Here is a 22,569-nt window from a genome sequence, read left to right as displayed (position 1 = left end):
CCGGCTCAAGCCGTCGGCTGGAGTTGGAGGCCGAGCTGGCCGACGAGCGAATAGAGGTTGGCGACACCCCAGTGTTCGGTGATCTTGCCGTCGACGACGCGCATGGCATCGACCGTCTCGAACTGGATGGTCTTGCCGGTCGGCGCAATGCCGAGGAAGGTGCCCTTGTGCGTGCCGTGATAGGTCTTGAAGGTCGTGACGAGATTGCCGTCGGCCGCTTGCCAATGAATGTCCGCGTGGAAATCCGGAAACGCCTGGCGCAGGCCGGCATAGAGGCCACGCACGCCTTCCTTGTCCGGCACCATGTTCGGCTGCGGCGTGTGGTCGAGAAAATCCTCGGAGAACACTTCGTCGAAAACCGCGAAATTGCCCTTTCCCTGCACTTCCTCGGTGTTGCGGCGCACCACTGCGATCGCTGCTTCGCTTTCTGCACTTCTGGTCATGGTCGTATCCTTCGATGTCTGGGGTTAAAGTTTGAAACCGCCGATGGTCATGCCGCCATCGACGACGATCATCTGGCCAAAGATGTAGCTTGCGGCCGGGGAGCTGAGCCAAACGGCGACCTCGGCCAGTTCGCGCGGCTGGCCGCCGCGCTTGGCAGGGATGGCCTTTCTAGCAAGGTCGGCGAAGGCCGGGTTCTGGGCGCTGTTGGCCACCACCATCGGCGTCTCCGTCCAGCCCGGGGCAAGCGCGTTTACGCGGATATTGCGGCTGGCATTTTCCATCGCCGCGACGCGGGTCAGGCCGTGAATGCCGTGTTTGGAGGCGGCATAGGCGCTCATGCCGCCCGGTCCCGTCAGCGCGGCGACGGAGGCGGTGTTGGTGATCGCGCCGGCACCCGTCTTCGCAATCAGCGGGATCTCGTATTTCATGCCGAGGAACACGCTGCGCAGGTTGACGGTCAGCACCCGGTCGAAATCGTCGGTCGGGTAGTCTTCGATGCGGTGGGTGCCGCCGGTGATGCCGGCATTGTTGAACGCCGCGTCCAGCCGGCCGGCGTCCTTTTCGATGCGCGCGAGAAAGGCCTTCACCTCCTCCTCGCTCGAAACGTCGATACGGTGGATGTCGATCTTTCCGGCCGCCGCGATGTCCTTCGTTTCCTCAAGGCCGCCCAGATTGAGGTCGGCCGCGAAAACATGGGCGCCGCGCTCGGCAAACAATCTTGCCGCCTCCCGGCCGATCCCCGAGCCTGCGCCGGTGACCAGAACCACTTTACCGTCGAAATCCGTAGGCATGGCTTCGCTCCTCGCCCGCGCTGCGGGACGACGCTTCCGTTGTGATTGTCGGTGTCGAAGAGTGTGGGCCGGGGGAGTGAACCCCCGGCCGATCAGCGGGTTAGCCGAAGACCTTGATGGCGGCAGCGGCCACGAGTTCGCCCTGGTGGCGTGCGCCGGCGAGATCGATTTCGGTCGGCTGGCGCGATCCGTCGCCGCCTGCCACCGTGGTCGCACCATAGGGTGCACCACCGACGATTTCGTCCACGCTCATCTGGCCCTGATGGCTGTAGGGAAGGCCGACGATCATCATACCGAAATGCAGGAGATTGGTGATGATCGAAAACAGCGTGGTTTCCTGTCCGCCGTGCTGCGTGGCACTGGAGGCGAAGGCGCCGCCGATCTTGCCATTCAACGCGCCGCGCGCCCAGAGGCCGCCGGCCTGGTCGAGGAAAGCCGCCATTTGCGAGGTGATACGGCCGAAACGCGTGCCGGTGCCGATGACGATGGCGTCATAGTCCGCCAGCTCCGCGACGGTGGCGATCGGCGCCTTCTGGTCAAGCTTGAAATGGGCGTTGCGGGCGATCTCTTCCGGCACGGTTTCCGGAACGCGTTTGACGTCGACTTCGGCTCCGGCCTTGCGGGCGCCCTCCGCGACAGCATAGGCCATCGTCTCGATATGTCCGTAGGTCGAATAATAGAGGACCAGTACCTTCGCCATTTTGTTCTCCTTTGGTTGGATGCAGTCGCCCTTGCGGCTTGGGAATAAGCTGGCATCAAACGGCTTGGGGGAACAGTCGAATAAAATGAGTGGTTACGGTCGAAGAAATCGAACGGTGCATGGGGCCCGATTGTCATTGGATCTGTCCGCCAGGACGAATGGTGCGATCGTTCGAGTATTTCGACCGTAACCCTCGAATCTTTGCCGCTATCGCCGGATTTTCAGACGTGTAGCCTTTCCGAACACACAAGCGCGTGCGCTTGGGAAAGGAGGCGGTCATGGACCTGCGCAGACTTCGCTACTTCGTGGCCGTCGCCGAAGAGCTTCATTTTGGACGGGCGGCCGACCGGGTGCATGTGGTGCAATCGGCCGTCAGCCAGCAGCTGAAGCTCCTAGAGGACGAACTCGGCTTCACCCTGATCAAGCGTTCGCGCCAGGATGTCAGCCTCACTTTGCTCGGCGAGGTGTTCCTTCCGGAGGCGCGCGACATCCTGCAGCGCACCGACGAAGCGGTCCGGCGCTTGAAGGCCTCGGCCAGCGGCATTGTCGGGCGCCTCTCCATCGGCTTCGTCGACAATGTGCTGTGGACGCTGCTGTCGCCGATCATCCGGGATTTTCGCGAGCGCTGGCCGCATGTCGATCTCAAGCTGATCCCTATGGACCGGGATGTCCAGGTCGAAGCCATTGCCGGGGGCACGGTCGATATCGGCATCATCCCGGCACCTTCCCATCTTGCCGCCTCGGTTCGAACCGAGGTGCTGATTTCCGCACCGTTGATGGTCGCCCTTCCATCGGCGAACGCGCTGGCGCTGAAGGCCACGGTCGAAATGGCGGAGCTTGCCGCCGAACCCTTCGTGACCTTCCCCCTGCAGATGAACAGCCGCATTCTGGATCTGCTCAAGACAGCCTGTGCGGGCGCGGGTTTTGCGCCGCGTGTCACGCAGGAGGGCGGGCAGTTGCACACGCTGCTTTCCCTCGTCAGCGCCGGGCTTGGCGTCACGCTGGTGCCGAAATGGGTGGCGCAGCTTCCCCAGCCGGGAGTGGTCTTCCGCGACCTCATGGACTTTGACACGCCTTACGAACTGCTCCTCGCTTGGAAGGACGATGAGCCGAACCCGTCTGCCGTCACCTTCCGCGAGGTGGCGCATGACGTTGTGCAGGAGATCTTGAGCGGTACATCGCGCGCCGGCAGCCCTGATCTCAAATCCAGATCACGAGGTCATTAATCCTCGTTGGACGAAGATCGTAAATTTTAGAACACTTCAAGCAACGGAAATCGAGATGGGAGGCTCCCGATGATAGACGGCCTGAACGTGATAGATGCGGTCATCCATGCCTACAATATGGACGAACGAAATTTTGCCAACCGCTTCGCAAAACCTTTATGCGATCTTGTCTATGACTCTGTCATAGCGGCCGCACTGCCCGGCTATGCGCCGACGCGAAAACAATTCTACCGGGACTGGAGTATCGAGGAGACGGTCGATCAGGTTTTCGTCGAAAGCGACACGGATCTCGCGGTCTATCACGCCCTGCCGATCTACTCCTTTCACGATGGGCTCTGTAGTTTCGAAAAGGCGGTCGAGGCGAAAAAACGGTGGCCGAACCGGATGATAATCTATTGCGGCGTCGATCCGCTGACGGGTGCCGCCGCGCTCAACGAACTCGAGCGCCAGGTCGAAATCCTGAAGCCCGTCGGCCTGAAGCTTTATCCCAACAGCTGGGTCGGCCAGGAAATCCAGGGCTGGAAAATGGACGACCCGGAGGTGGCCTTCCCGCTGTTCCAGCGGGCGCAGGAGCTGGGTATCAAGGTGGTGGCGATCCACAAGGCGCTGCCGCTCGGCCCGGTCGCCATCGAACATTATCGTGTCAGTGACATCGACCGCGCCTGCATGGCCTTCCCGGACCTCAATTTCGAGATCATCCATGGCGGCATGGCCTTTGCGGAAGAGACCGCCTGGCAATTGGCGCGCTTCCCCAATGTCTATGTGAACCTCGAAATCACCTGCGCGCTGGCCGCGACCCGGCCGGCCGCCTTCCAGCACATCATGGCCTCACTCGTCGGCCCCGGCGGACAGAATGCAATCGACCGCATCCTCTGGGGGACCGGCGCGATGGCCTTCCATCCGCAGCCGCTGCTCGAAGCGTTTGTGCACAAGTTCGCCTTCCCCGACGAACTGGTTTCCGGCGCCGGCCTGCCGCAGATCGACCGGGCGGCGAAGAAGAAGATCCTCTTCGACAACTATGCCCGCATGACCGGCCTGGATCTGGAATCGCGGATTGCCGCAACGAAGGACGACGAGTTCGCCAAACGCCGCCGCGCAGGTGTCGCAGCCCCCTTCTCGACGATGCAGGAGGCGGCCTATGCTTGACGAGGCAGCAATCTACGAGGCCCTCGAACGGGTCGTGGATCCGTGCTCGATCGCAACGGGTGCGCCGATCACGCTCAGGGAAATGGGCATGATCGAAGCGATCGACATCGACGAAGGCGCGGTGCGGGTGACGTTGAGGTTGACAAGCCCTGTCTGCTGGCAGGCCGCCAACATCATCGCCATGGTCGAAAAGGCGGTCGGCGCCCTGCCGGGTGCCGACAGTGTGGTCTGCGCGCTGAACGGCCGGGCGCAATGGATGCCCGACATGATGCATCCGGACGCAACAGCACGCCTGCGGCGCCTGCGTCCGTTGCCGGAGGCGCGGCCATGAACGCCGCCGAAAAGGTTCCGCCGGTAACAAAAGCCTACCGTAGCCGTTTCGTGAGTGTCGACGGAATCCGCACGCACTATCTTGAGGCCGGCGAAGGGCCGGTCGTCGTGCTGCTGCACAGCGGCGAGTTCGGCGGGTGTGCGGAACTGAGCTGGGAGTACCTCATACCCCGGCTTGCGGAACACTACCGGGTGATCGCGCCGGATTGGCTCGGCTTCGGGCAGACGGCGAAGATCCATGACTTCGACGGCAAGCGGGCGCGCATGATCGCGCATATGGCACGCTTCCTCGACGTTCTGGCGATCGATCGGGCGTCGTTCGTCGGTAATTCCATGGGGGCGACGTTCCTGCTGCAGATCGCGGCGGAACGGCATCCGGGTTTTGCCATCGACAGGCTCGTGGCGATCAGCGGCGGCGGCTGGATGCCGGAGAACGAGGCGCGCAGGCGGCTCACTCATTATGATGGCAGCCTCGACGGCATGGTCGGTATCCTCCAGTCGCTGTTCGAGGGCAGCGTCTGGCACAGTGATGAGGAGTACGTCCGTCGGCGCCATGCGCTCAGCATCGCGCCGGGCGCCTGGGAGGCGGTGGCGGCCGCGCGCTTCCGCTCGCCGAATGCCCCGGAGCGCAAGGAATTCGGACAGGCTGATGCAACGAACTATGAGGCGGTCGGCGTTCCGACGCTGCTGATCGCCGGGGCGGAAGACAAGCTGCGCCTGCCCGGCTACGCCAGCGAAGTGGCCAAGCGTATTGCGGGCGGTACGGTTGCCGTCATCCCGGGTTGCGGCCATTGCGCCAATATCGAGCGGCCGGACATCGTGGGGGAACTCATCCTCGATTTCCTGGCGGGCGCGGCCGGACAACCCGTCGCGGCCTGACCGCCGCCGGGCAACTATCAAACGACCATCGAAAATCGACCGCGTCGCGAAAGCGGCGGCGACGAACACCTGCGCCCGAAAACGGCGCAGGGCCCCATCACCGGCATCAACCATTCAGGGAGCATGACATGCCCAATCGTCTCAAAGGAAAAGTTGCAATCGTCACCGGCGCCGCCAGCGGCATCGGCCAGGGAACCGCGCTGCTGTTTGCCCGGGAGGGCGCGACCGTCATCGGCGTCGATGTCAACCAGGAGGCGCTGGCCGGCACCGTGGCCACCGCAAAGGCCGACGGTTTCGAGATCGACCCCGTCTCCTATGACCTGACCAGCGAAGCGGGTGCTGCCGCCCTCATGGACTATGTCGCGCAAAAATACGGCGGCATCGACACGCTGGTGACGGCGGCGGGTTTCGTCGAGTTCGCTTCCGTGCCCGACATGACGCTGGCGCAGTGGCACAAGACGCTGAAGGGCGAACTCGACATCGTCTTCCTGCCGGTGCGCGCCGCCTGGCCGCATATGATCAAGCGCGGCGGCGGCAGTATCGTCAACTTCGCCTCGATCTCCGCCTGGGGCGCCACCCGCAACATGGGCGCGATCGCCCATTCCACCGGCAAGGGCGGCGTGCTCTCGATGACCCGCCAGATGGCCTATGAGGGCGCGCGCCACGGCATCCGCGCCAACACGGTCTCGCCCGGCATCATCCACACCCCGGCCGCCCAGTTTGCCTTCGACAACCTACCGGGCTTCGAAGACTCCATGAAGACCAACACGATGATCGGCCGCCACGGCAAGCCCGACGATGTCGCCTGGGCCATCGTCTACCTCGTCTCGGACGAGGCGAGTTGGGTGACCGGCACGGACATCAAGGTGGATGGCGGCCTCACGGCCTGGTGAGGCCCCAATCCCGGGATCGACGGAGAGTGTCATGACGAGCAGCTACGTATTCCAGCCTCCTTCGGTCTCGACCGTCCCGGTTGTCGGTGGGGGCAACTATCCGGTCCGGCGCATCTACTGCGTCGGCCGGAACTATGAGGCCCATGCGCGGGAAATGGGTTTTGCGGTCGACCGGGAGGAGCCGTTCTTCTTCCTGAAACCCGGCGATACAGTGGAGCTGGACGGCGCGCGCATTCCCTATCCCCGGATGACCGGCAACTACCATTACGAGGTCGAGCTGGTCGTCGCCATCGGCAAGGCCGGCGCCGACATTCCGGTCGCGGACGCCGCGTCCCATATCTTCGGTTATGCCGTCGGCCTCGACATGACGCGCCGCGACGTGCAGATCGCCGCCCGTGAAAAAGGCCGCCCGTGGGACATGGGCAAGGCCTTCGACCGCTCCGCGCCGATCGGCGAGATCGTTCCCGTCGCACGGTGGAATGCGGTTGCGGAGGCGACGGTGACGCTCGACGTCAACGGCGAGCGCCGGCAGGAAAGCAGGCTCGCCAAGCTGATCTGGTCGGTCGACGAGATCATCCACTGGCTGTCGCGCTACATGGACCTCGCCCCCGGTGACCTCATCTATACCGGCACGCCAGAGGGCGTCGGTGCCGTGGTGCGCGGTGACGCGCTCGAAGCCCGCATCGATGGCCTTCCGCCGCTTCGGGTGTCGGTCACATGAGCGAACCCGTCACTCTCCACGGCTACTACCGCTCGTCGGCCTCGTTCCGGGTGCGCATCGCGCTCAACCTCAAGGGCGTGGCGTACACAACCATTCCGCATCACTTGCGGCGCGGCGAACAGAACCAGCCGGACTATCGCCGGATCAATCCGCAGGGTCTGGTCCCGGCGCTGGAGATCGACGGAAAGACGTTCACGCAGTCGCTCGCCATCATCGAATACCTGGACGAGACGCGGCCCGAGCCGCCGTTGCTGCCCGGTGATGCCGCAGGCAGGGCCTGGGTCCGCGCGCTTGCGCAGATCATCGCCTGCGATGTGCATCCGATCGACAATCTTCGGGTGCTTAATTACCTGCGCGGGCCGCTCGGCCTGCCGGATGAGGCGGTCGCCCGCTGGTACAACCACTGGATCGCCGAAGGATTTTTCGCGCTGGAGACCGCGCTTTCGACAAGCGCCGAGACCGGCCGGTTCTGCCATGGCGATACGGTGTCTCTCGCCGATATCTGCCTCGTGCCGCAGGTCATCAACGCAAAAACCTACGCCTTGGACCTCTCTCCCTTTCCGACATTGAAACGTATCGCGGATGCAGCACTGGCGCTCACCGCTTTCGAACAGGCTTTGCCAGCCAACCAGGAGGATGCAGAATGATACCCGTCGTGACCAATGCAAACGATACGGTCGACCGATCCGGGCGGCCGAAGGGCTATGAGTGGAAGGCGGTGACGCTGCTGTCGCTCGGCCTTGGCCTCGTCGGTGTCGACCGGTTCATCATCGTGCCGATGATGCCGGTTCTCGCCAGCGATCTCGGCCTCGACTACCAGGATCTCGGCATCATCACCGGGGCGCTCGCGGTGGCCTGGGGCCTGTCCTCGCTCTTCACCGGCAACCTGTCCGACCGCTTCGGCTTCAAGAAAATCATCGTGCCGGCCTTGTTCATCTTCTCGCTGATCGCCGGTTTCAGCGGTCTTGCAACGGGCCTTGCCTCGCTCGTGCTGGCGCGTGTTTTGATGGGGCTGGCCGAAGGCGCCTTCACCCCGGCGAGCATCATCGCGACGATGGACGCCTCGCCGCCGAAGCGGCACGGACTGAACGTCGGCATCCAGCAGACCATGCCGGCGCTGCTCGGCCTCGGCCTTGCGCCGCTCGCGGTAACGCAACTGCTCAAGGTCATCAGCTGGCCCTGGATCTTCCTGATGGTCGCCATCCCCGGCGTGGTCATCGCCTACCTGTTGCACCGTGTCCTGCAGCAGTCTGCGCCGGCGGAAATCGCCACCCACAGTGCAACGCATGATGCCGGCACACATCGCTGGTACGAGGTCTTCGCCTATCGCAACGTCCCGCTCGCCATTCTCTGCCAGCTGTTCTGGCTGACCTGCATCATCGTCGTGGCAGCACTGTTTCCCAGCTATCTCGTTGACTATCTGCACCTCAACATGGACCAGATGGGCCTTATCCTCTCCTCCATGGGTTTTGGCGGCGCGCTCGGCGCTCTGACGCTGCCGGCACTGTCCGACCGCATCGGCCGCAAGCCCGTCATGCTGCTCTCCGCCGTGCTGGCCTTCGGTGCCTTCTGGATTTTCGGCGGGGCCGGCGCCAACGTCACCGTGCTCTTCCTCTGCATGATGGTCGCGATGGGCAGCCTTTATGCGCTTCTCACGCTGACGGTCGGCCCGATCACCGCGGAATCCGTGCCCGCCCGCCTGATGGCGACGGGCTCCGGTATGGTCATCGGCATCGGCGAAATCTTTGGCGGTGGCTTTGCGCCTGCCATCGCCGGCACCATCGCAAAACACTATGGCATCGAGCACGCCGCCGCGGTCCCGCTCTATGCCCTCGGCCTTGGCATCGTCGTCATCCTGCTACTCAAGGAAACCGCCCCCATCCGCCTTCGCGGCAAGACCATCGCGGAACCGCTTGCAACAGGAGGCGCGCATGTCGGCTGACCATCTCACGGCCACCTCGACGGAGGCGGTACGCCAGGACTTTTATGACCGGATCAGCCGGAGCAACATGACGCCGCTATGGACGTCACTGGCCGATCTCGTCACCCCCACCCCGCGCAGCCTTTGCCGCCCGGCGCATTGGGATTTTTCGACGATCCGCGCGGCGATCCTGGAGGCGGGCGACCTGATCACGGCGAAGGAGGCGGAGCGGCGCGTCCTCGTCCTGGAAAACCCAGGCCTGCGCGGGCAATCGAAAATCACCACCGATCTCTATGCCGGGGTGCAGCTCGTGCTGCCCGGCGAGGTCGCCCCGGCGCACCGCCATACACAAAGCGCGCTGCGCTTCGTGCTGGAGGGCAGCGGCGCGCACACGACGGTCAATGGCGAAAAGACCATCATGCACGAGGGCGATTTCATCATCACCCCGCCGATGGCCTGGCACGATCACGGCAACCAGAGTTCGGACCCCATCTTCTGGCTGGATGGGCTCGACATCCCCATCGTGCAGTTCCTCGATGCGTCGTTTGCCGAACATTTCGACCGGGACGAGCAGCCGTTGGACCGCCCGATCGGCGACAGCGACGCCCGTTACGGCGCGAACCTGCTGCCCGTCGATCACGGTGCACGCGGCGGCACGTCCCCCGTCTTCAACTATCCCTTTGATCGAACCCGCGACGCGCTCGAACGCATGCGCCGCCATGACTCCTGGGACCCGTGCCATGGGCTGAAGATGCGCTACACCAATCCGATCACCGGCAACCACGCCATGGCGACCATCGGCACCTTCATCCAACTGCTGCCGAAGGGGTTTGCGACCGCCCGCTATCGTTCGACGGACGCCACCGTTTTCGTGCCGATCGAAGGTCGGGGCCGCACCCATATCGGTGACACGGTCATCGATTGGGGCAAGCGCGATATCTTCGTCGTGCCCTCGTGGCATCATGTCTGGCATGAGACCGACGAGGACAGCGTGCTCTTCTCCTTCTCCGACCGCCCCGTACAGCAGGCGCTCTATCTGTTCCGGGAAGAGCGCGGCCATGCATGAGGACGCCTCCGGCATCGCCGTGCATCATGTCGGGATCACGGTCACATCCCTCGAAACGTCGCTGCGTTTCTGGGTCGACGTTCTCGGCTTCGATCTGATCAGGCGCGATGTGTTGCAGGACCGTGATTTCGTCCGCGAGGTCACGGGCGTTCATGACGGATCGATCGAACTTGCCATGCTGGCAAAGGGACCGCACGTCGTCGAATTGCTGGAGTACAAGACGGCGCTTGGGCAAAAGCCGTTAGCCTTCCAGGCCTGTGACAGCGGTGCTTCGCATCTCGGCCTGCTGGTGAAGGATGTCGATGCCTTGTTGTGCGTGGCGGCGAGCCACGGCTGGGTGGCCTTCGGCCTGCCGCAGACGGTGGCGAAAGGTCCCTGGGCCGGCCGGCGCGTCGTCTACCTGAAGGGGCCGGACAATGTGCTGATCGAACTCGTCGAACCAGGTCCGGGGGAGGACTAAGCGGGTGCCGGGGGCATCCGGCCCCGCACCCGCTCATGCGCCCATCGGAAACCTGGAACGTTACGTTCGACACTATCGGGCTGGTTGGCACACGCAGCGAGATTAAGATCGGCGCCAGGCAAACCGAGGACCTTGAACATGAACGGAGAAACGCTGCTCGACCCGGAACTCCGCCCGTTCCTGCTGGAGGGAGGTGGCCTCGGCCTCAACGCCGATAACCTTGCCTCTGTGCGGGCAATGGTCGAGCAATCCTTCGGGCAGTTGGGCATGGTGGGCGAGGTGCCGCGCATTGTCGTCGTCGCCGGCCCGGTCGGCGCGCCGCCCATCCAGTTGCGAATCTATACCCCATCCGGAACGGGGATGAAGCCCGCGATCTACAACATCCACGGCGGCGGTTATGTTGTGGGCTCCGCAGTGTCGAACGACGGCCTGAACTGGCAGCTGGCGATGGACACCGCAAGCGTCGTCGTGTCCGTGGACTATCGCCTGGCGCCGGAAACGCCGTTCCCCGGCCCGGTCGAGGATTGTTATGCCGGCCTGCGCTGGCTCTTCGAAAATGCCTCCGCACTCGGCGTGGACGAACGCCGGATCACCATCATGGGCGACAGTGCCGGCGGGGGCCTCGCCGCCGCGGCGACGCTTCTTGCGCGCGATCGCGGGGCGTTCCTACCTTCGGGCGTCATGCTGATCTATCCAATGCTTGACCATCGGACGGGCTCGGACCAGGAGGTCCAGCCGAACCCCACAACGGGAGGATTTGTCTGGACGGCCGAGGACAATCGCTTCGGATGGACCTCCATGAGAGGCGCCTATGCCGTCGACGATGAACGCGCGGGTTACTTCTCTCCCAGCCTTGCCGAACATCTCGACGGTTTCCCGCCCTTGTTCCTGGCGGTCGGTGGCCTGGACCTCTTCCTTGAGGAAGGCGTGAACTTCTCGCTTCGCGCTTCAAGAGCCGGCGTCCCGGTGGAGTGCCATGTCTATCCCGGGGCAGCCCATGGATTTGACCTGATTGGAGACACAGCACTCGGGCGTCAGTTCCGTTTCGATCGACATGCTGCATTGAGCCGGTGGAACGCGCGTTCTGTATGAAGCTCACGCGGCGTCTTGCCGCTCCTTCTGAACTGTCCGGATTCGGGCCGACAATCTCTGCCATCGCCGCGGTAGGTGGCGCCATCCCGCCGATACGGGACCAGCGCCGTTTTCGAAAGGGCGATGCCGTGCAGCCTCCGGCCGAGCCGCCCCGCAGGATGCGAAAGAGCATTTCGCGCTTACAAGCGGCTGCGAGGGCGGCGATCTCGTCTGGGTTAGGCTCTCATGCGACTGGCCCGTCGTCGTCGATCGCCCTGATGGTTGCTAGGCGCATCAGGGCTGCGGAAACGCCGGAGCTATAGTCGGGATCAGCCTTCGTGCAGTTGATGACGTGGCGCTGCTGGATATGTACGGCGGCTGCGCCGACGGCGCGGGCGGTGTTGTCGAACAGTATTTGGCGCTGCATCGTGTTCATCTTCCGGGACAGGTCGCCGGGTTGCCGGTAGTGATCATCATCGACGCGGTGATCCCAATGGGCCGCCGCACCTTCGATCTCAAGCGGCGGCTCGTTGAAATCAGGCTGGTCGGTCCATTCTCCCCGACTGTTTGGAAAATAGGTCGGGGTGCGGCCAAGATTACCATCGGTGCGCATCGCGCCGTCGCGGTGATAGCTATGGAACGGGCATTTTGGCGCGTTGACCGGAATGAGGTGATGGTTGACGCCGAGGCGATAGCGCGCCGCATCCCCATAGGAGAACAGCCGGGCCTGCAACATCTTGTCAGGCGAGAAACTGATGCCCGGCACGATGTGAGCCGGCGAGAACGACGCCTGCTCGACCTCGGCGAAAACGTTCTCCGGGTTTTGGTTCAACTCGAAGTACCCCACCTCGATGAGCGGGAAATTCGCCTTCGGCCAGATCTTGGTCAGGTCGAACGGGTTGAACGGAAGGGCCTTGGCTTCAGCGTCCGTCATCACCTGGATGAAGAGTGTCCAGCGCGGAAAGTCGCCGCTCTCTATGCTGTCGAAGAGATCGCGCTGATGCGTTTCGCGGTCTTTGCCGACCAGGGCTTCGGCCTCCGCATCGCTCAGGTTCTTGATGCCCTGCTGGGTACGGAAGTGGAATTTCACCCAGGTCCGCTCATTGGCGGCATTGATGAAGCTGTAGGTGTGGCTGCCGAAACCGTGCATGTGGCGGTAACTCTTGGGGATGCCGCGCTCGCTCATCACGATCGTTACCTGGTGAAGGGCTTCCGGGAGCAAGGTCCAGAAGTCCCAGTTGTTGTCGGCTGAGCGCATGCCCGTGCGCGGATCGCGCTTGATGGCGTGGTTCAGATCCGGGAAGCGCAGTGGATCGCGGAAGAAGAACACGGGCGTATTGTTGCCGACCATGTCCCAGTTGCCTTCCTCGGTGTAGAATTTCAGGGCGAAGCCACGGATGTCGCGCTCGGCGTCGGCCGCACCGCGCTCCCCTGCGACGGTCGAGAAACGGGCGAACATCGGCGTCTGTTTGCCGATCTGCGAGAAGATCCGGGCCTTGGTGTAGCGGCTGATGTCGTGTGTGACGGTGAATGTGCCGAAGGCGCCGGAGCCCTTGGCGTGCATGCGGCGCTCCGGGATCACCTCACGGTCGAAGTGGGCGAGCTTCTCGATCAGCCAGATGTCCTGCAGCAGCGCCGGTCCTCGGCGACCTGCCGTCTGGATGTTGAGATTATCGCTGACGGGTGCTCCGGTTGCATGGGTTAGATATTTCGGTGTGTCAGTCATTGGGTGGTCCCTTGTTGGGAGTTGCTACGGCCAAACGAACTGGCCGTGCCCCCTCGTTACGTTCGGGATGAATCAGCCGTGCCAATGGGAGCAGCGGATGACGCTGCAGAAGTTGCCGCGGTGGAAATGCGGCTCCCTGTCGGCGATGACGTCGGCCTTGACGTTGCCGAAGGTCGTGTCCGGCTTGTGCTTGATCCCGTCGTAGAACGCCTGGATGATGTCTTCCTTGAACTCAGGCGTGCGCGGGAACGCTTTCACGACGGCCTCGCGCTCGTGGTCCGAATAGTCCTTGTAGGTGAGACCGAGCACGTCCATCTCGACGCCCGCGGTCACCAGCGCGACGACAGGGTGCATATGGACCGGCACGCCCGGCGTGGTGTGCAGCGCGATGGCGGTCCAGACTGTGTAGGCGTCTTTCTCGGGAATGCCGTGGCTGCGCAGGAAGTCGCGGGCGGCGTGGGCGCTATCGACCTCGAACCGCTCGTGTGGGCTGCTGTGGCTCGGCATCAGGCCGATGTCGTGGAACATCGCGCCAGCGTAGAGCAGTTCCCGGTCGAACTTCAGTCCACGATGCACTCCGGCGAGTGCGCCGAAATAATAGACGCGGCTCGAATGATTGAAGAGCAGGTCGGTCTCGGTGTCGCGGATGTAGTCGGTGATTGCACGCGCCAGCTTGCTGTCGGGGATGGCGGCCGCTTCGATGATCTTGGTCATTGCTGTCTCCTGTGTTTTTGCTCGCCAGGACGATAGATCTGGAGTAGGCGTGTCTGCAATTGTCGCAATACGACGAATTCTGACAAATCCGGGCTGAGGCGGACGCGCGCATGAAGGTGAAGACGAAAACGGTGGTGATGGTCGCGTTGCCCGGTGTGCAGCTTCTTGACATCTCTGGTCCCCTCGACGTGTTCGCCGAGGCAAACGCGCAGGCCGGTTATGCGGCATACCGGCTGCTGGTGGCGGCAGGGGAGGCCGGGCCGATCCGCAGTTCGTCGGGGGCGCGGCTGATGCCCGACTGGATCATCGACGGCGAGAACGGCGAGGCGATCGACACATTGCTCGTAGCGGGATGTCCGAATGCCGCGGAGGTCCCCGCTGACCGTATGGTGGTCGATTGGCTGCGACGCAGAGCGCCCGCCGCGCGGCGCTTCGGATCGGTGTGCAGCGGCGCCTTCTTTCTCGCGGCAGCCGGCCTGCTCGACGGCCGCAGGGTGACGACCCACTGGGCGGTGGCAGAGCAACTGGCGCTGACATATCCGAACGTCGTCATCGACCAGGACGCGATTCATGTCAGCGATGGCCAGCTCAGGACCGCGGCGGGGGTTACGGCCGGCCTGGACCTCGCGCTGGCGCTGGTGGAGGAAGATCTCGGGCGCGACATCGCGATGAAGGTTGCAAGCCAGCTCGTCATGTTCTTCAAGCGTCCGGGCGGACAGATGCAGTTCAGCCGCAAGGGTGAGGCCGTGCCGGCGGGGCGGGCGGCACTGCAGGAACTGCAGCGCTGGGTGGCGGCCAATCCGGCGCTCGACCACAGCGTCGCCAGCCTCGCGATGCGCATGGAACTCAGCCCGCGCCATTTTGCCCGGCTGTTCCGGAACGAGGTGGGAATAACGCCTGCGACATGGGTTGAGGAAGCCCGTGTCAGCGCGGCTAGGCTATTGCTGGAGCAAGGTCATGAAGCGCCAAAACAGGTCGCTGCACATTGTGGCTTCGCGGATGCCGACACATTGCGCCGGGCGTTTGCCCGCCATGTTGGGGTCACGCCGGCCGAGTATCGCAAGCGGTTCGCCAGCTTGGTGACGTAGAGCGGGCGAGCGGGGCCTGGGTAACCAACACCACTCCGAATGAAGACTTGCCGAGTTTTGGTGCGGTTACGTCCCTCCCTACCGCACTAAGATACTCTGCGACCATCGCCCGAAACGGCGCTGCGGATGATTCGGGGTGAATGGTCCCGAGTTTCTAAAGTCGGGTTGACTACTGCTCTCCGGCGTTTGAAAAATGGGCCTGTGATCAGGGGAGGTGAATGATGGCTGAAGAACAGACTCCAACCGGGAACCCGGACGGTGCATCGACGGTCGCCGACGCGGCTGCGCCGGCGCCGAAAAAGCAGCGGCTACCGAGGGGCAAAAGAGGGGCGGCAGAAGCAAAGACAGCTCCTTCGCCCCTAAAGGAAGCGAAGAATTCTAACGGCCGCAAAAAGCGAGCCGGAGCTCCAAGTGAGGTGACGCCGATTTCTGCGGTCAAGCCGGTTGCAGCCAAGCGTCGAAGGGATGGAGCCGTCGCTCATCCGGCCGGGGCGATCGCTGGATCACCATCGTCCGCGAGCGACGAGATGACTGAACTTCTGCAGCTTGAGGAAGAGAATCGCCGACTCCGGAAAACGTTGGCTGAAAAGCTTCGGGCAGAAAACGCCGACCTGCGAAAGAAGCTTGGTCTAGTCTAGCGGGCCGGTGTGCCCGTAGCGGATTGAGATCGGGTGTAGCGTCGAAATTGTCGGGGTCAAAATGTGATCAGGCTCACAACGGGAGCCTGATCAATGCGGCGCCAGACATGCCGTGGATGAGAGGCTAGCACGATGAAGTCACCGTGGAAACTTCTGGCGAACTTGATTTCGCGCGGCCGATCAGCGGAACTGGAGCACGGTACAAATTCTGATAATGCTGAAGCGACGGCACGCTCGGGCCAATCGGACGAGGTGCTGGCGCTATCATCTGCATCTGAGGCGTCCCTTCTGCCTCGGACCGATCAGCACGACGCCATGCAAGCAGCGAGTTCAAATGAAGATGCTGGTTTGCGTGCTTCGCCGAGCGCGCAAATTGATGGCAAACGGCCTGAGATGCTAGCGCAAGACCGGTTCAAGCGCGGTCGTCCCTACGCAGCGGTAGTGGCGAAAGATGAGGAAGCGGGCAAAAAGGGCCGGACGGGAACACGGACGAAGCGGTCCGGCGTGGCGAAGAACACCTCAAAGGGCGCAGTGACTCAAAACACACCCGCTTCGGACAGCTCGCGAGGCCATTCGGAGCCCTCACAGATGGGCTTCTACGCAGATATGCAGCGTGCGAACGAGGAGATCTTGCGGCTAAGAAGCCAATTGGCGGACGCGCTTGTTGTGCAGAACGGTCAGCTCAAGAAGATGCTGGAGCGATTTGGCGTTTCCTGAGCGGGTAAACCGGGCTGGCTTTTCATCAGGCCTGCTTGTTGCGTAAATCCATCCGGTCGAGCATCCGGAGAAGTTCAGCGTGCTCGGATTCAAGCTGCTGCCGCAGCCGAGCCCCAAGGTTCCGGTTCAAGTTGTCGAGCTCCATCAACGCGTCAAAGCTCATCAAGGGCGCTGCTGCCGCCTCCGATGGCTGCGGCGATGGTCTCAAGCTGGGCTGCAACGTCTGTTTCGGTGCTGAGCGTTTGCGCGAAGTGCGTGGCGTTCTCGTCGTTCGAGCGGAATGGGCTTCATCCGCTGGTTTTTCCGTCGAGACGATTGCCAGCGGTTGATCACGGTCGGAAGACACCGGTGCCTGAGCCTCGACTGTCGGCTTAGCCACGCTGGGCGCGGCAATGACTATGTCAGCAGGGAACAGCTTTTCCTCGAAGATTTGAGGTGAGTGCACTTCCATCTCGCGGGCCAATGCCTTGAAGTCCGTATCACCCCATATCGAGGGCGCAGCAGAGGTCTTCGGTCGGCGCCGGCTCGATTTTATCTCGACAACAAAGTTGCGTTGCGACTTCATGCGGATCAGGTTCTCGGTTCCACTCTTTGCGCCACAGTTCAGCAACACAGGCAACGACATACATTGGTCGCGCCAAACGGACAATAGTGTCAGGCGGCTGGGAGTTACTTCATTCCAAGCCGCTTGCGCAACTCGGCGTTTTCGGCGCGCAGCTTTTCGGCCAGCAGGTTACGGAGGCGGAGGTTTTCGGCTTCGAGCTTGAGCAGGTCCACAAGGCTATCGTCTTGCGGAGCGGGCTGCGCGACTTTTGCATCCGATGACGGCACTGAGCGCTTCCACTGATAGAAAGTCTGGTCGGAGATGCCGGCCTCTTTGGCCGCCGCTTTCAGTGTTGATCCGCCGCTGAGGCTATTCTCGATCTGGGTAATCTTCTCGAGCTTCTCGCTTTCGGAGTGCCGGCGCGCCTTCGATTGAACCGCAACCGATGCCACTCGTGACGGTGTGACAGCGACTGGTGCGTTGGTCTCCTTGCGCTTTGCTGGAGACCGACGTTTCTTGGCAGCAGTGGGGGCTGCAACGGGTGTTACGTCAACCGTTTGTGTGTTCGCATCAAGGTTTGGTTCGTCGGCCATGGTGGGCTCCAGCAAAAGACAGGCTTTTGTCGTGTGCTGGTTACGGAGAGTCAAGCCCAACCGTGTTGCGACGCCTGCGATGGGCGCCAAAAACCTTCGTCGGCAACCGGTGCTCGCTGTCGAAAGGAGAGGGATGTTCCTAAACCTATCCCCGGTTATGGATTGACCCATCGTTGGTCCGTTAGAGCGCCAAGCTCATCATAGGTGAACAGGGCTCTTCGGTTATCGGCGTGCCGTAATTCAAACCAGTCCAAGGCTTCGGCCCGGAAGCTCAGTACGCCAAAGAATGCCTTTCCGTCAGAGTCGGCGATAGCATTTGCCGCCATCGATTTGGGTATTGCCCCGACGTGCACTTCGTCGCCGGGAGGCCCGCCTGCATAGGTACTGCGCGTCCATGGTGAGAGCTCGGCCCAGGCCTTGTCCGCACGTTCGCTGCCCGGCCCATGACGTTCCACCATTCCCTGCAGACGGAGCTGTAATTTCGTTCGCGCGCAGAAGCCCAGGATCGTCACGGACGCGTGTTGCGATATCTCCTGCCATTTAGCGCTTCGGGTGTCCGTATGGACCTCAAGGAGACGTCTGGTTCTCTCGATACGGCGCAGCACGACCATGCGCGCCTGCGGTCGACCGGAGGCATCCACCGAACACAGGTTCACATATCTGAAGCCCGACTGTAGATTGACGGTTGCAGCTTCAAGTTCTGCCCATGCGGATGCGACAGTGTCGTCAAGATTCATCGCGCGGCCTCTTCTATTGTGACGGTGCGTGGTGCTCCCTCCGATCCCTCCAGAATGGAAGCTTCACGAGAATAGGCGCGCGCAGCAAATTCGAGAGAGGCTTGATATTCCGGGTCTTCGTAACAGGCTTTCGCCGTCTCATAGCTGTCGAAACGCAAGATGAACTGCCGCGGAAAATGGGCTCCCTCGACAGTCTCAACGCGGTGCCTGCCCGCGATGATTTCGATGCCGTAGCGCTTTGCAATGATGGCGAAGATTTCATTGTATGCTTTGAGCGCCTCGCCGTCTTTGACGTCGCCGCCTTTGACAATCCAGTAGCCGGACATCATCACCCTCTTTATCTTTAAAGGCGGCTCCGACCGATGAGCCGGAGCCTGCGTCAGCTCAGATCAGACCGATCGGGTGATGCCGCCGTCGACCTTGAGGTTCTGGCCGGTGATGTAGCCGGCACCCTCTGAAACAAGGAAGGAGATCGTTGCCGCCACTTCGGCGCTGGTGCCGTAGCGCTTCATCGGAATGCTGTCACGGCGCTCATCCACGGCTGGAAGGCTGTCGATCCAGCCGGGCAACACGTTGTTGATCCGGATGCCTTCAGCGGCGTAGGTTTCCGCGTAGATCTTCGTGTAGGCCGCGAGGCCTGCACGAAATACTGTAGAAGTTGGGAACATCGCTGAGGGTTCGAACGCCCAGGCCGTGGAGATGTTGACGATAGCGCCCGCCTTCTGTGCTTGCATGATCGGCGTCACCAGGCGGACCGAGCGGATGACGTTCATGAGGTAGACGTCAAGGCCCGTGTGCCACTGCTCGTCTGTGATCTCGACGATCTGCGCGCGGGGGCCGTGTCCGGCGCTGTTGACCAACGCGTCGATACGCCCCCACGTTCCCATCGTCGCATCGACCAAGCGCTTCAAGTCATCGTTTGACTGGTTCGAGCCAGTCACGCCGATGCCGCCCAATTCCTTGGCGAGCGCTTCGCCCTTGCCCGACGATGACAGGATCGCGACTTTGAAGCCGTCCGCAGCGAGGCGCCTCGCTGCCTCGGCGCCCATTCCGCTGCCGCCTGCGGTGATGATCGCAACTTTTTCTACAGACATATCGTGATCTCTTTCTTGCTTCCGGCTTCGATTGTAGGGTTTATGATCGTTGAATATCACGCCACTTACGCGAAGACGAAACAGTTATCCTTCTATTTGACAGTAGAAAAACTATCGATGATTGAGACCCTTAGAAAGCTTCCCTCACTCAACGGCCTTAAAGCATTCGAAGTGGCCGCCCGGCACCTCAACTTCCGCATGGCCGCGGAAGAACTCGGTGTGACACAGGGCGCCGTAGCTCAGCAGGTCCGCGGTCTTGAAGCCGAACTCGGTGTGATCCTGTTCGAGCGCCTTCCGCGCACACTGGTCCTGACCGGTGAGGGACGACGCTACATTGCCGATATCCGCCGTGCATTCGAGATCATCTCGCAGGCGACGGTGGAGTTGACACCTCAGCCGGTCAAGCTGACGATCAGCACCACACCGACGTTCGCCTCGAAGTGGTTGATCCCGAGGCTGCCCGACTTCACGACATGTCATCCCGACCTTGATCTGCATATTCTGGCGACAGACCGTGTGTCGAGCTTCCATGCTGATGGGGTGGACGTCGCAGTCCGGTATGGCCGGCCTCCATTCGGACCGGGCCTGGCACATCAGCTGCTGTTCGAACAGGAGATCGTCGCGGTATGCAGTCCGTCCCTGCTTTCAGAGCTTGGGACGCCGGGTACGACGGAGCAACTCGCTCGGTACACACTCCTCCACGACGCGCATAATTTTTGGCCGGAGTTCATTGAGAAGCACTTCGGAAGACGAGACCAGACGTCCTTCAAGGGCATCAGTTTCAACCAGACCTCGCACGCGATCGAAGCGGCGATCGCCGGACAGGGTGTCGTGCTGGCGAACCGTGATTTCGTTGCCCGCGATATTCTGGACGATCGGCTCGTTCGCGTCACCGATGGGTCACTCCGCGGTCCGTCCGACTTCTACCTGGTGTGGCCGCGGTATCGGAAATCGGACGCGCTCAATACGGTCTTGAGCTGGATCACTGCGGAAGCATAGCACCCGCAGATCACCAGTTTGGAGTTGGCGTCAGTTCACCACCACCAATGCTACGCCGCGTTGAGCTTCTTTTCGCAGCGAAGCAGCATGCCGTAGAGGTCGCGCGGCTCGTCGGGATCGGCAAGGAGATCGAGCTCGGCGAACATGCCATGTTCGGAAATCTTCTCCCGCACATAGCGCAGCGCCGAGAAGTCTTCGATCGCGAAGCCCACGCTGTCGAAGAGCGTGATCTGGTCGACGCTCTTGCGGCCTTCGATCTCGCCGGTCATGACCTGCCACAGTTCGATGACGGGATGCTCGGCCGGCAGCTGCTGGATTTCACCTTCGATGCGCGTCTGCGGCGGGTATTCGACGAAGATGTCCGAGCGCAGCAGGATGTCCTTGCTGAGTTCGGTCTTGCCGGGGCAGTCGCCACCCACTGCATTGATGTGGATGCCGGGGCCGACATGGTTGTCGGACAGGATCGTCGCATACTGCTTGTCGGCCGTGACGGTGGTGACGATGTCGGCGCCCTCGACGGCGTCCTCGACGGAGGAGCACTCGACAATGGTGAAGCCGAGGCCGGCGAGGTTGCGGGCGCATTTCTTCGTCGCCGACGCGTCGATATCGTAGAGGCGGAGCTTGTCGACGTCGAGAAGCGACTTGAAGGCGCGTGCCTGGAATTCGCTCTGCGCGCCATTGCCGATGATGGCCATGGTGCGGGCATTCGGCCGGGCGAGGTACTTTGCCGCGACGGCCGAGGTCGCCGCGGTGCGCAGCGCCGTCAGGATCGTCATTTCGGTCAGCAGCATCGGGTAGCCGTTGCCGACATCCGACAGGACGCCGAAGGCCGTCACGGTCTGCCGGCCGTCGCGCGTGTTCTTCGGATGGCCGTTCACATATTTGAAGCCGTAGAGCGTCCCGTCGCTGGTCGGCATCAGTTCGATGACGCCTTCCTCGGAATGGGAGGCGACGCGCGGGGTCTTGTCGAAGACCGGCCAGCGGCGGAAATCCTCCTCGATCACCGCTGCCAGTTCCGTCAGGAACCGGTCGATGCCGACCTTCAGCACCAGTTTCATCATATGGTCCACGCTGACGAACGGAACCACGTTCAATTTCGGATCAGTGTTCATTTTTCCTCCAAACAAAGTACAGTCGCGCTCAGCCCGCAAGCGTCGGGCGATCCATCACCCGCTTGCCCATCAGGCTGGCAACGAGATCGACGAGCAGTTTCGCGGTCTTGCCGCGCTCGTCGAGAAACGGATTGAGCTCGACGATGTCGAGGCTCGTCACCAGGCTGCTGTCATGGAGCATTTCCATGATCAGGTGCGCCTCGCGGAATGTCGCTCCGCCTGGCACCGTGGTGCCGACGGCCGGCGCGATGTCGGGCTCCAGAAAATCGACGTCGAAGCTTACGTGCAGGAGGCCGTTTGCGGCACTGACCCGTTCGAGAAAATTACGGACCAGCACGGCCACGCCATGCTCGTCGATGACCCGCATGTCATGCACCGTAATGCCCGTTTTTGTTATGGCGGCCCGTTCGGCGGGATCAACACTGCGAATGCCGATCATGCAGACGTTTTCCGTGGCGACGGGATGCGCCAGCGCCGGGAAATAGCCGTCGAAACCGGCCTGGCCGGTATAGTAGGCGACCGGTGTGCCGTGCAGATTGCCGCTGGCGGTCGTTTCCAGGCTATGGAAGTCGGTATGGGCATCCAGCCAGAGCACGAAGAGCGGTCTGCCGAGTTCTGCGGCGCGCCGTGCGAGGCCCGGAACGGTCCCGGCGGATATCGCGTGATCGCCACCAAGGAAAATGGGCATGCCGGCTTCACTATGCTCGTAGGCTGCCGCCGATAGCGCTTCCACCCAGGCAACGGTTTCACCGAGATGGTGCACGGCTGCGTTCGGATGCGGCATCTCCACGAATGGACGCGGCGTGAGATTGCCGGCATCCCTGACCTCATGTCCCAATTCCTCCAGCGCCGTCCGAAGACCGGCGATGCGAAGGGCGCTCGGGCCCATCTCGCAGCCAAGCTGCCCCGCACCGATTTGCAGGGGGGCTCCGATCAGCGTGCATTCCATGACTAACTCC

At 62.3% G+C, this 22,569-nt stretch carries 27 protein-coding genes; 15 read left to right on the top strand and 12 right to left on the bottom strand.

Going from position 1 to position 22,569, the window contains the following annotated elements; genetic code table 11:
* Positions 1 to 5: 5 nt before the first annotated feature.
* From BSY16_RS29790 to wrbA, 3 genes are all read right to left on the bottom strand, one after another.
* Positions 6 to 443 carry an ester cyclase gene (locus tag BSY16_RS29790; protein ID WP_069063354.1) on the bottom strand — a complete coding sequence of 146 codons (438 nt, stop codon included), beginning with the start codon at positions 441 to 443 and terminating at the stop codon, positions 6 to 8.
* A gap of 24 nt (positions 444 to 467) precedes the next feature.
* The gene (locus tag BSY16_RS29785) at positions 468 to 1,235 is read right to left on the bottom strand and encodes an SDR family NAD(P)-dependent oxidoreductase (RefSeq protein WP_069063353.1); all 768 of its coding nucleotides are present in this window, start codon (positions 1,233 to 1,235) and stop codon (positions 468 to 470) included.
* Between the two features lie 100 nt (positions 1,236 to 1,335).
* Positions 1,336 to 1,935, bottom strand: a complete 600-nt coding sequence (gene wrbA, locus BSY16_RS29780; RefSeq protein WP_069063352.1) for an NAD(P)H:quinone oxidoreductase — start codon at positions 1,933 to 1,935, stop codon at positions 1,336 to 1,338.
* A 278-nt stretch (positions 1,936 to 2,213) separates the two neighbouring features.
* On the opposite strand from wrbA, the gene BSY16_RS29775 reads away from it, so the two are divergent.
* The 11 genes from BSY16_RS29775 to BSY16_RS29725 all read left to right on the top strand — a co-directional run bounded on the left by BSY16_RS29775 (position 2,214) and on the right by BSY16_RS29725 (position 11,669).
* Positions 2,214 to 3,161 (top strand): LysR family transcriptional regulator, encoded by a 948-nt coding sequence (locus BSY16_RS29775; protein WP_069063351.1) that lies wholly within the window; start codon positions 2,214 to 2,216, stop codon positions 3,159 to 3,161.
* Between the two features lie 69 nt (positions 3,162 to 3,230).
* Positions 3,231 to 4,307: an amidohydrolase family protein gene (locus BSY16_RS29770; RefSeq protein ID WP_069063350.1), complete on the top strand. Its 1,077-nt coding sequence runs from the start codon at positions 3,231 to 3,233 to the stop codon at positions 4,305 to 4,307.
* Entirely contained in the window at positions 4,300 to 4,638 is a 339-nt protein-coding gene (locus BSY16_RS29765; RefSeq protein ID WP_069063349.1) for a metal-sulfur cluster assembly factor, read from the top strand. Before BSY16_RS29770 ends, BSY16_RS29765 begins: the two co-directional genes overlap by 8 nt.
* Positions 4,635 to 5,516, top strand: a complete 882-nt coding sequence (locus BSY16_RS29760) for an alpha/beta fold hydrolase (RefSeq protein ID WP_069063348.1) — start codon at positions 4,635 to 4,637, stop codon at positions 5,514 to 5,516. Before BSY16_RS29765 ends, BSY16_RS29760 begins: the two co-directional genes overlap by 4 nt.
* A 128-nt stretch (positions 5,517 to 5,644) precedes the next feature.
* Positions 5,645 to 6,409 carry an SDR family NAD(P)-dependent oxidoreductase gene (locus tag BSY16_RS29755; protein WP_069063347.1) on the top strand — a complete coding sequence of 255 codons (765 nt, stop codon included), beginning with the start codon at positions 5,645 to 5,647 and terminating at the stop codon, positions 6,407 to 6,409.
* A gap of 31 nt (positions 6,410 to 6,440) precedes the next feature.
* Positions 6,441 to 7,130, top strand: a complete 690-nt coding sequence (locus BSY16_RS29750; protein WP_069063346.1) for a fumarylacetoacetate hydrolase family protein — start codon at positions 6,441 to 6,443, stop codon at positions 7,128 to 7,130.
* Positions 7,127 to 7,777 (top strand): maleylacetoacetate isomerase, encoded by a 651-nt coding sequence (gene maiA / locus BSY16_RS29745; RefSeq protein WP_069063345.1) that lies wholly within the window; start codon positions 7,127 to 7,129, stop codon positions 7,775 to 7,777. The genes BSY16_RS29750 and maiA overlap by 4 nt, the downstream gene beginning before the upstream one ends.
* Entirely contained in the window at positions 7,774 to 9,072 is a 1,299-nt protein-coding gene (locus tag BSY16_RS29740) for an MFS transporter (protein WP_069063344.1), read from the top strand. The genes maiA and BSY16_RS29740 overlap by 4 nt, the downstream gene beginning before the upstream one ends.
* On the top strand, positions 9,062 to 10,117 hold the full coding sequence (gene gtdA, locus BSY16_RS29735; RefSeq protein ID WP_069063343.1) for a gentisate 1,2-dioxygenase: 1,056 nt from the start codon (positions 9,062 to 9,064) through the stop codon (positions 10,115 to 10,117). Before BSY16_RS29740 ends, gtdA begins: the two co-directional genes overlap by 11 nt.
* Positions 10,110 to 10,577, top strand: a complete 468-nt coding sequence (locus BSY16_RS29730) for a VOC family protein (RefSeq protein WP_069063342.1) — start codon at positions 10,110 to 10,112, stop codon at positions 10,575 to 10,577. Before gtdA ends, BSY16_RS29730 begins: the two co-directional genes overlap by 8 nt.
* A gap of 138 nt (positions 10,578 to 10,715) precedes the next feature.
* Positions 10,716 to 11,669, top strand: a complete 954-nt coding sequence (locus BSY16_RS29725; protein ID WP_069063341.1) for an alpha/beta hydrolase — start codon at positions 10,716 to 10,718, stop codon at positions 11,667 to 11,669.
* Positions 11,670 to 11,892: 223 nt separating this feature from the next.
* Here BSY16_RS29725 and BSY16_RS29720 read toward each other — a convergent pair whose 3' ends face one another.
* Positions 11,893 to 13,374 (bottom strand): catalase, encoded by a 1,482-nt coding sequence (locus tag BSY16_RS29720; RefSeq protein WP_069063340.1) that lies wholly within the window; start codon positions 13,372 to 13,374, stop codon positions 11,893 to 11,895.
* Positions 13,375 to 13,446: 72 nt separating this feature from the next.
* On the bottom strand, positions 13,447 to 14,088 hold the full coding sequence (locus BSY16_RS29715) for an HD domain-containing protein (protein WP_069063339.1): 642 nt from the start codon (positions 14,086 to 14,088) through the stop codon (positions 13,447 to 13,449).
* Positions 14,089 to 14,198: 110 nt separating this feature from the next.
* On the opposite strand from BSY16_RS29715, the gene BSY16_RS29710 reads away from it, so the two are divergent.
* The 3 genes from BSY16_RS29710 (at position 14,199) to BSY16_RS29700 (ending at position 16,531) form a co-directional block, all read left to right on the top strand.
* Positions 14,199 to 15,176, top strand: coding sequence for a GlxA family transcriptional regulator (locus tag BSY16_RS29710; protein WP_069063338.1), 978 nt, complete (start codon positions 14,199 to 14,201; stop codon positions 15,174 to 15,176).
* A gap of 221 nt (positions 15,177 to 15,397) precedes the next feature.
* Complete coding sequence (locus tag BSY16_RS29705; protein ID WP_069063791.1) at positions 15,398 to 15,814, top strand: hypothetical protein; 417 nt, start codon at positions 15,398 to 15,400, stop codon at positions 15,812 to 15,814.
* Between the two features lie 132 nt (positions 15,815 to 15,946).
* Positions 15,947 to 16,531, top strand: a complete 585-nt coding sequence (locus tag BSY16_RS29700; RefSeq protein WP_069063337.1) for a hypothetical protein — start codon at positions 15,947 to 15,949, stop codon at positions 16,529 to 16,531.
* Between the two features lie 25 nt (positions 16,532 to 16,556).
* On the opposite strand, the gene BSY16_RS29695 is transcribed toward BSY16_RS29700, so the two are convergent.
* From BSY16_RS29695 to BSY16_RS29675, 5 genes are all read right to left on the bottom strand, one after another.
* The gene (locus BSY16_RS29695) at positions 16,557 to 17,156 is read right to left on the bottom strand and encodes a hypothetical protein (RefSeq protein WP_150130184.1); all 600 of its coding nucleotides are present in this window, start codon (positions 17,154 to 17,156) and stop codon (positions 16,557 to 16,559) included.
* A gap of 44 nt (positions 17,157 to 17,200) precedes the next feature.
* The gene (locus tag BSY16_RS29690) at positions 17,201 to 17,668 is read right to left on the bottom strand and encodes a transposase (RefSeq protein WP_069063335.1); all 468 of its coding nucleotides are present in this window, start codon (positions 17,666 to 17,668) and stop codon (positions 17,201 to 17,203) included.
* Positions 17,669 to 17,823: 155 nt separating this feature from the next.
* Positions 17,824 to 18,405 carry a pyridoxamine 5'-phosphate oxidase family protein gene (locus BSY16_RS29685; protein WP_069063334.1) on the bottom strand — a complete coding sequence of 194 codons (582 nt, stop codon included), beginning with the start codon at positions 18,403 to 18,405 and terminating at the stop codon, positions 17,824 to 17,826.
* A complete protein-coding gene (locus BSY16_RS29680; protein WP_069063790.1) occupies positions 18,402 to 18,731 on the bottom strand; it encodes a DUF1330 domain-containing protein in 330 nt (109 codons plus the stop codon). The genes BSY16_RS29685 and BSY16_RS29680 overlap by 4 nt, the downstream gene beginning before the upstream one ends.
* 63 nt (positions 18,732 to 18,794) lie before the next feature.
* On the bottom strand, positions 18,795 to 19,499 hold the full coding sequence (locus tag BSY16_RS29675) for an SDR family oxidoreductase (RefSeq protein ID WP_069063333.1): 705 nt from the start codon (positions 19,497 to 19,499) through the stop codon (positions 18,795 to 18,797).
* 117 nt (positions 19,500 to 19,616) lie between these two features.
* Here BSY16_RS29675 and BSY16_RS29670 point away from each other — a divergent pair, with 117 nt between their 5' ends.
* On the top strand, positions 19,617 to 20,498 hold the full coding sequence (locus BSY16_RS29670; RefSeq protein ID WP_069063789.1) for a LysR substrate-binding domain-containing protein: 882 nt from the start codon (positions 19,617 to 19,619) through the stop codon (positions 20,496 to 20,498).
* Between the two features lie 50 nt (positions 20,499 to 20,548).
* Here the strand turns inward: BSY16_RS29670 and ocd are convergent, their stop codons facing one another.
* Together ocd and rocF are read right to left on the bottom strand one after the other, a co-directional pair.
* Positions 20,549 to 21,610 (bottom strand): ornithine cyclodeaminase, encoded by a 1,062-nt coding sequence (gene ocd, locus BSY16_RS29665; RefSeq protein ID WP_069063332.1) that lies wholly within the window; start codon positions 21,608 to 21,610, stop codon positions 20,549 to 20,551.
* Between the two features lie 28 nt (positions 21,611 to 21,638).
* Positions 21,639 to 22,559, bottom strand: coding sequence for an arginase (gene rocF, locus BSY16_RS29660; protein ID WP_069063331.1), 921 nt, complete (start codon positions 22,557 to 22,559; stop codon positions 21,639 to 21,641).
* Between the last annotated feature and the right edge of the window lie 10 nt (positions 22,560 to 22,569).

This window comes from Sinorhizobium sp. RAC02, assembly GCF_001713395.1.
Classification (GTDB): domain Bacteria; phylum Pseudomonadota; class Alphaproteobacteria; order Rhizobiales; family Rhizobiaceae; genus Shinella.
The sequence above is the reverse complement of the archived record's forward strand: the minus strand, read 5'-3'. Positions and strand labels throughout refer to the sequence as shown.

Bases quoted from the DNA above. Each gene is read 5' to 3' on its own strand.
- BSY16_RS29750 (WP_069063346.1), top strand. From the start codon at position 6,441: ATGACGAGCAGCTACGTATTCCAGCCTCCTTCGGTCTCGACCGTCCCG.
- BSY16_RS29720 (WP_069063340.1), bottom strand. From the start codon at position 13,374: ATGACTGACACACCGAAATATCTAACCCATGCAACCGGAGCACCCGTC.
- BSY16_RS29725 (WP_069063341.1), top strand. From the start codon at position 10,716: ATGAACGGAGAAACGCTGCTCGACCCGGAACTCCGCCCGTTCCTGCTG.
- BSY16_RS29770 (WP_069063350.1), top strand. From the start codon at position 3,231: ATGATAGACGGCCTGAACGTGATAGATGCGGTCATCCATGCCTACAAT.
- BSY16_RS29680 (WP_069063790.1), bottom strand. From the start codon at position 18,731: ATGTCCGGCTACTGGATTGTCAAAGGCGGCGACGTCAAAGACGGCGAG.
- BSY16_RS29740 (WP_069063344.1), top strand. From the start codon at position 7,774: ATGATACCCGTCGTGACCAATGCAAACGATACGGTCGACCGATCCGGG.
- BSY16_RS29790 (WP_069063354.1), bottom strand. From the start codon at position 443: ATGACCAGAAGTGCAGAAAGCGAAGCAGCGATCGCAGTGGTGCGCCGC.
- BSY16_RS29730 (WP_069063342.1), top strand. From the start codon at position 10,110: ATGCATGAGGACGCCTCCGGCATCGCCGTGCATCATGTCGGGATCACG.
- BSY16_RS29685 (WP_069063334.1), bottom strand. From the start codon at position 18,405: ATGAATCTTGACGACACTGTCGCATCCGCATGGGCAGAACTTGAAGCT.
- rocF (WP_069063331.1), bottom strand. From the start codon at position 22,559: ATGGAATGCACGCTGATCGGAGCCCCCCTGCAAATCGGTGCGGGGCAG.
- BSY16_RS29670 (WP_069063789.1), top strand. From the start codon at position 19,617: ATGATTGAGACCCTTAGAAAGCTTCCCTCACTCAACGGCCTTAAAGCA.
- BSY16_RS29710 (WP_069063338.1), top strand. From the start codon at position 14,199: ATGAAGGTGAAGACGAAAACGGTGGTGATGGTCGCGTTGCCCGGTGTG.
- BSY16_RS29705 (WP_069063791.1), top strand. From the start codon at position 15,398: ATGGCTGAAGAACAGACTCCAACCGGGAACCCGGACGGTGCATCGACG.
- BSY16_RS29700 (WP_069063337.1), top strand. From the start codon at position 15,947: ATGAAGTCACCGTGGAAACTTCTGGCGAACTTGATTTCGCGCGGCCGA.
- BSY16_RS29695 (WP_150130184.1), bottom strand. From the start codon at position 17,156: ATGTCGTTGCCTGTGTTGCTGAACTGTGGCGCAAAGAGTGGAACCGAG.
- BSY16_RS29765 (WP_069063349.1), top strand. From the start codon at position 4,300: ATGCTTGACGAGGCAGCAATCTACGAGGCCCTCGAACGGGTCGTGGAT.
- BSY16_RS29690 (WP_069063335.1), bottom strand. From the start codon at position 17,668: ATGGCCGACGAACCAAACCTTGATGCGAACACACAAACGGTTGACGTA.
- maiA (WP_069063345.1), top strand. From the start codon at position 7,127: ATGAGCGAACCCGTCACTCTCCACGGCTACTACCGCTCGTCGGCCTCG.
- BSY16_RS29755 (WP_069063347.1), top strand. From the start codon at position 5,645: ATGCCCAATCGTCTCAAAGGAAAAGTTGCAATCGTCACCGGCGCCGCC.
- BSY16_RS29715 (WP_069063339.1), bottom strand. From the start codon at position 14,088: ATGACCAAGATCATCGAAGCGGCCGCCATCCCCGACAGCAAGCTGGCG.
- BSY16_RS29760 (WP_069063348.1), top strand. From the start codon at position 4,635: ATGAACGCCGCCGAAAAGGTTCCGCCGGTAACAAAAGCCTACCGTAGC.
- BSY16_RS29785 (WP_069063353.1), bottom strand. From the start codon at position 1,235: ATGCCTACGGATTTCGACGGTAAAGTGGTTCTGGTCACCGGCGCAGGC.
- BSY16_RS29675 (WP_069063333.1), bottom strand. From the start codon at position 19,499: ATGTCTGTAGAAAAAGTTGCGATCATCACCGCAGGCGGCAGCGGAATG.
- BSY16_RS29775 (WP_069063351.1), top strand. From the start codon at position 2,214: ATGGACCTGCGCAGACTTCGCTACTTCGTGGCCGTCGCCGAAGAGCTT.
- ocd (WP_069063332.1), bottom strand. From the start codon at position 21,610: ATGAACACTGATCCGAAATTGAACGTGGTTCCGTTCGTCAGCGTGGAC.
- wrbA (WP_069063352.1), bottom strand. From the start codon at position 1,935: ATGGCGAAGGTACTGGTCCTCTATTATTCGACCTACGGACATATCGAG.
- gtdA (WP_069063343.1), top strand. From the start codon at position 9,062: ATGTCGGCTGACCATCTCACGGCCACCTCGACGGAGGCGGTACGCCAG.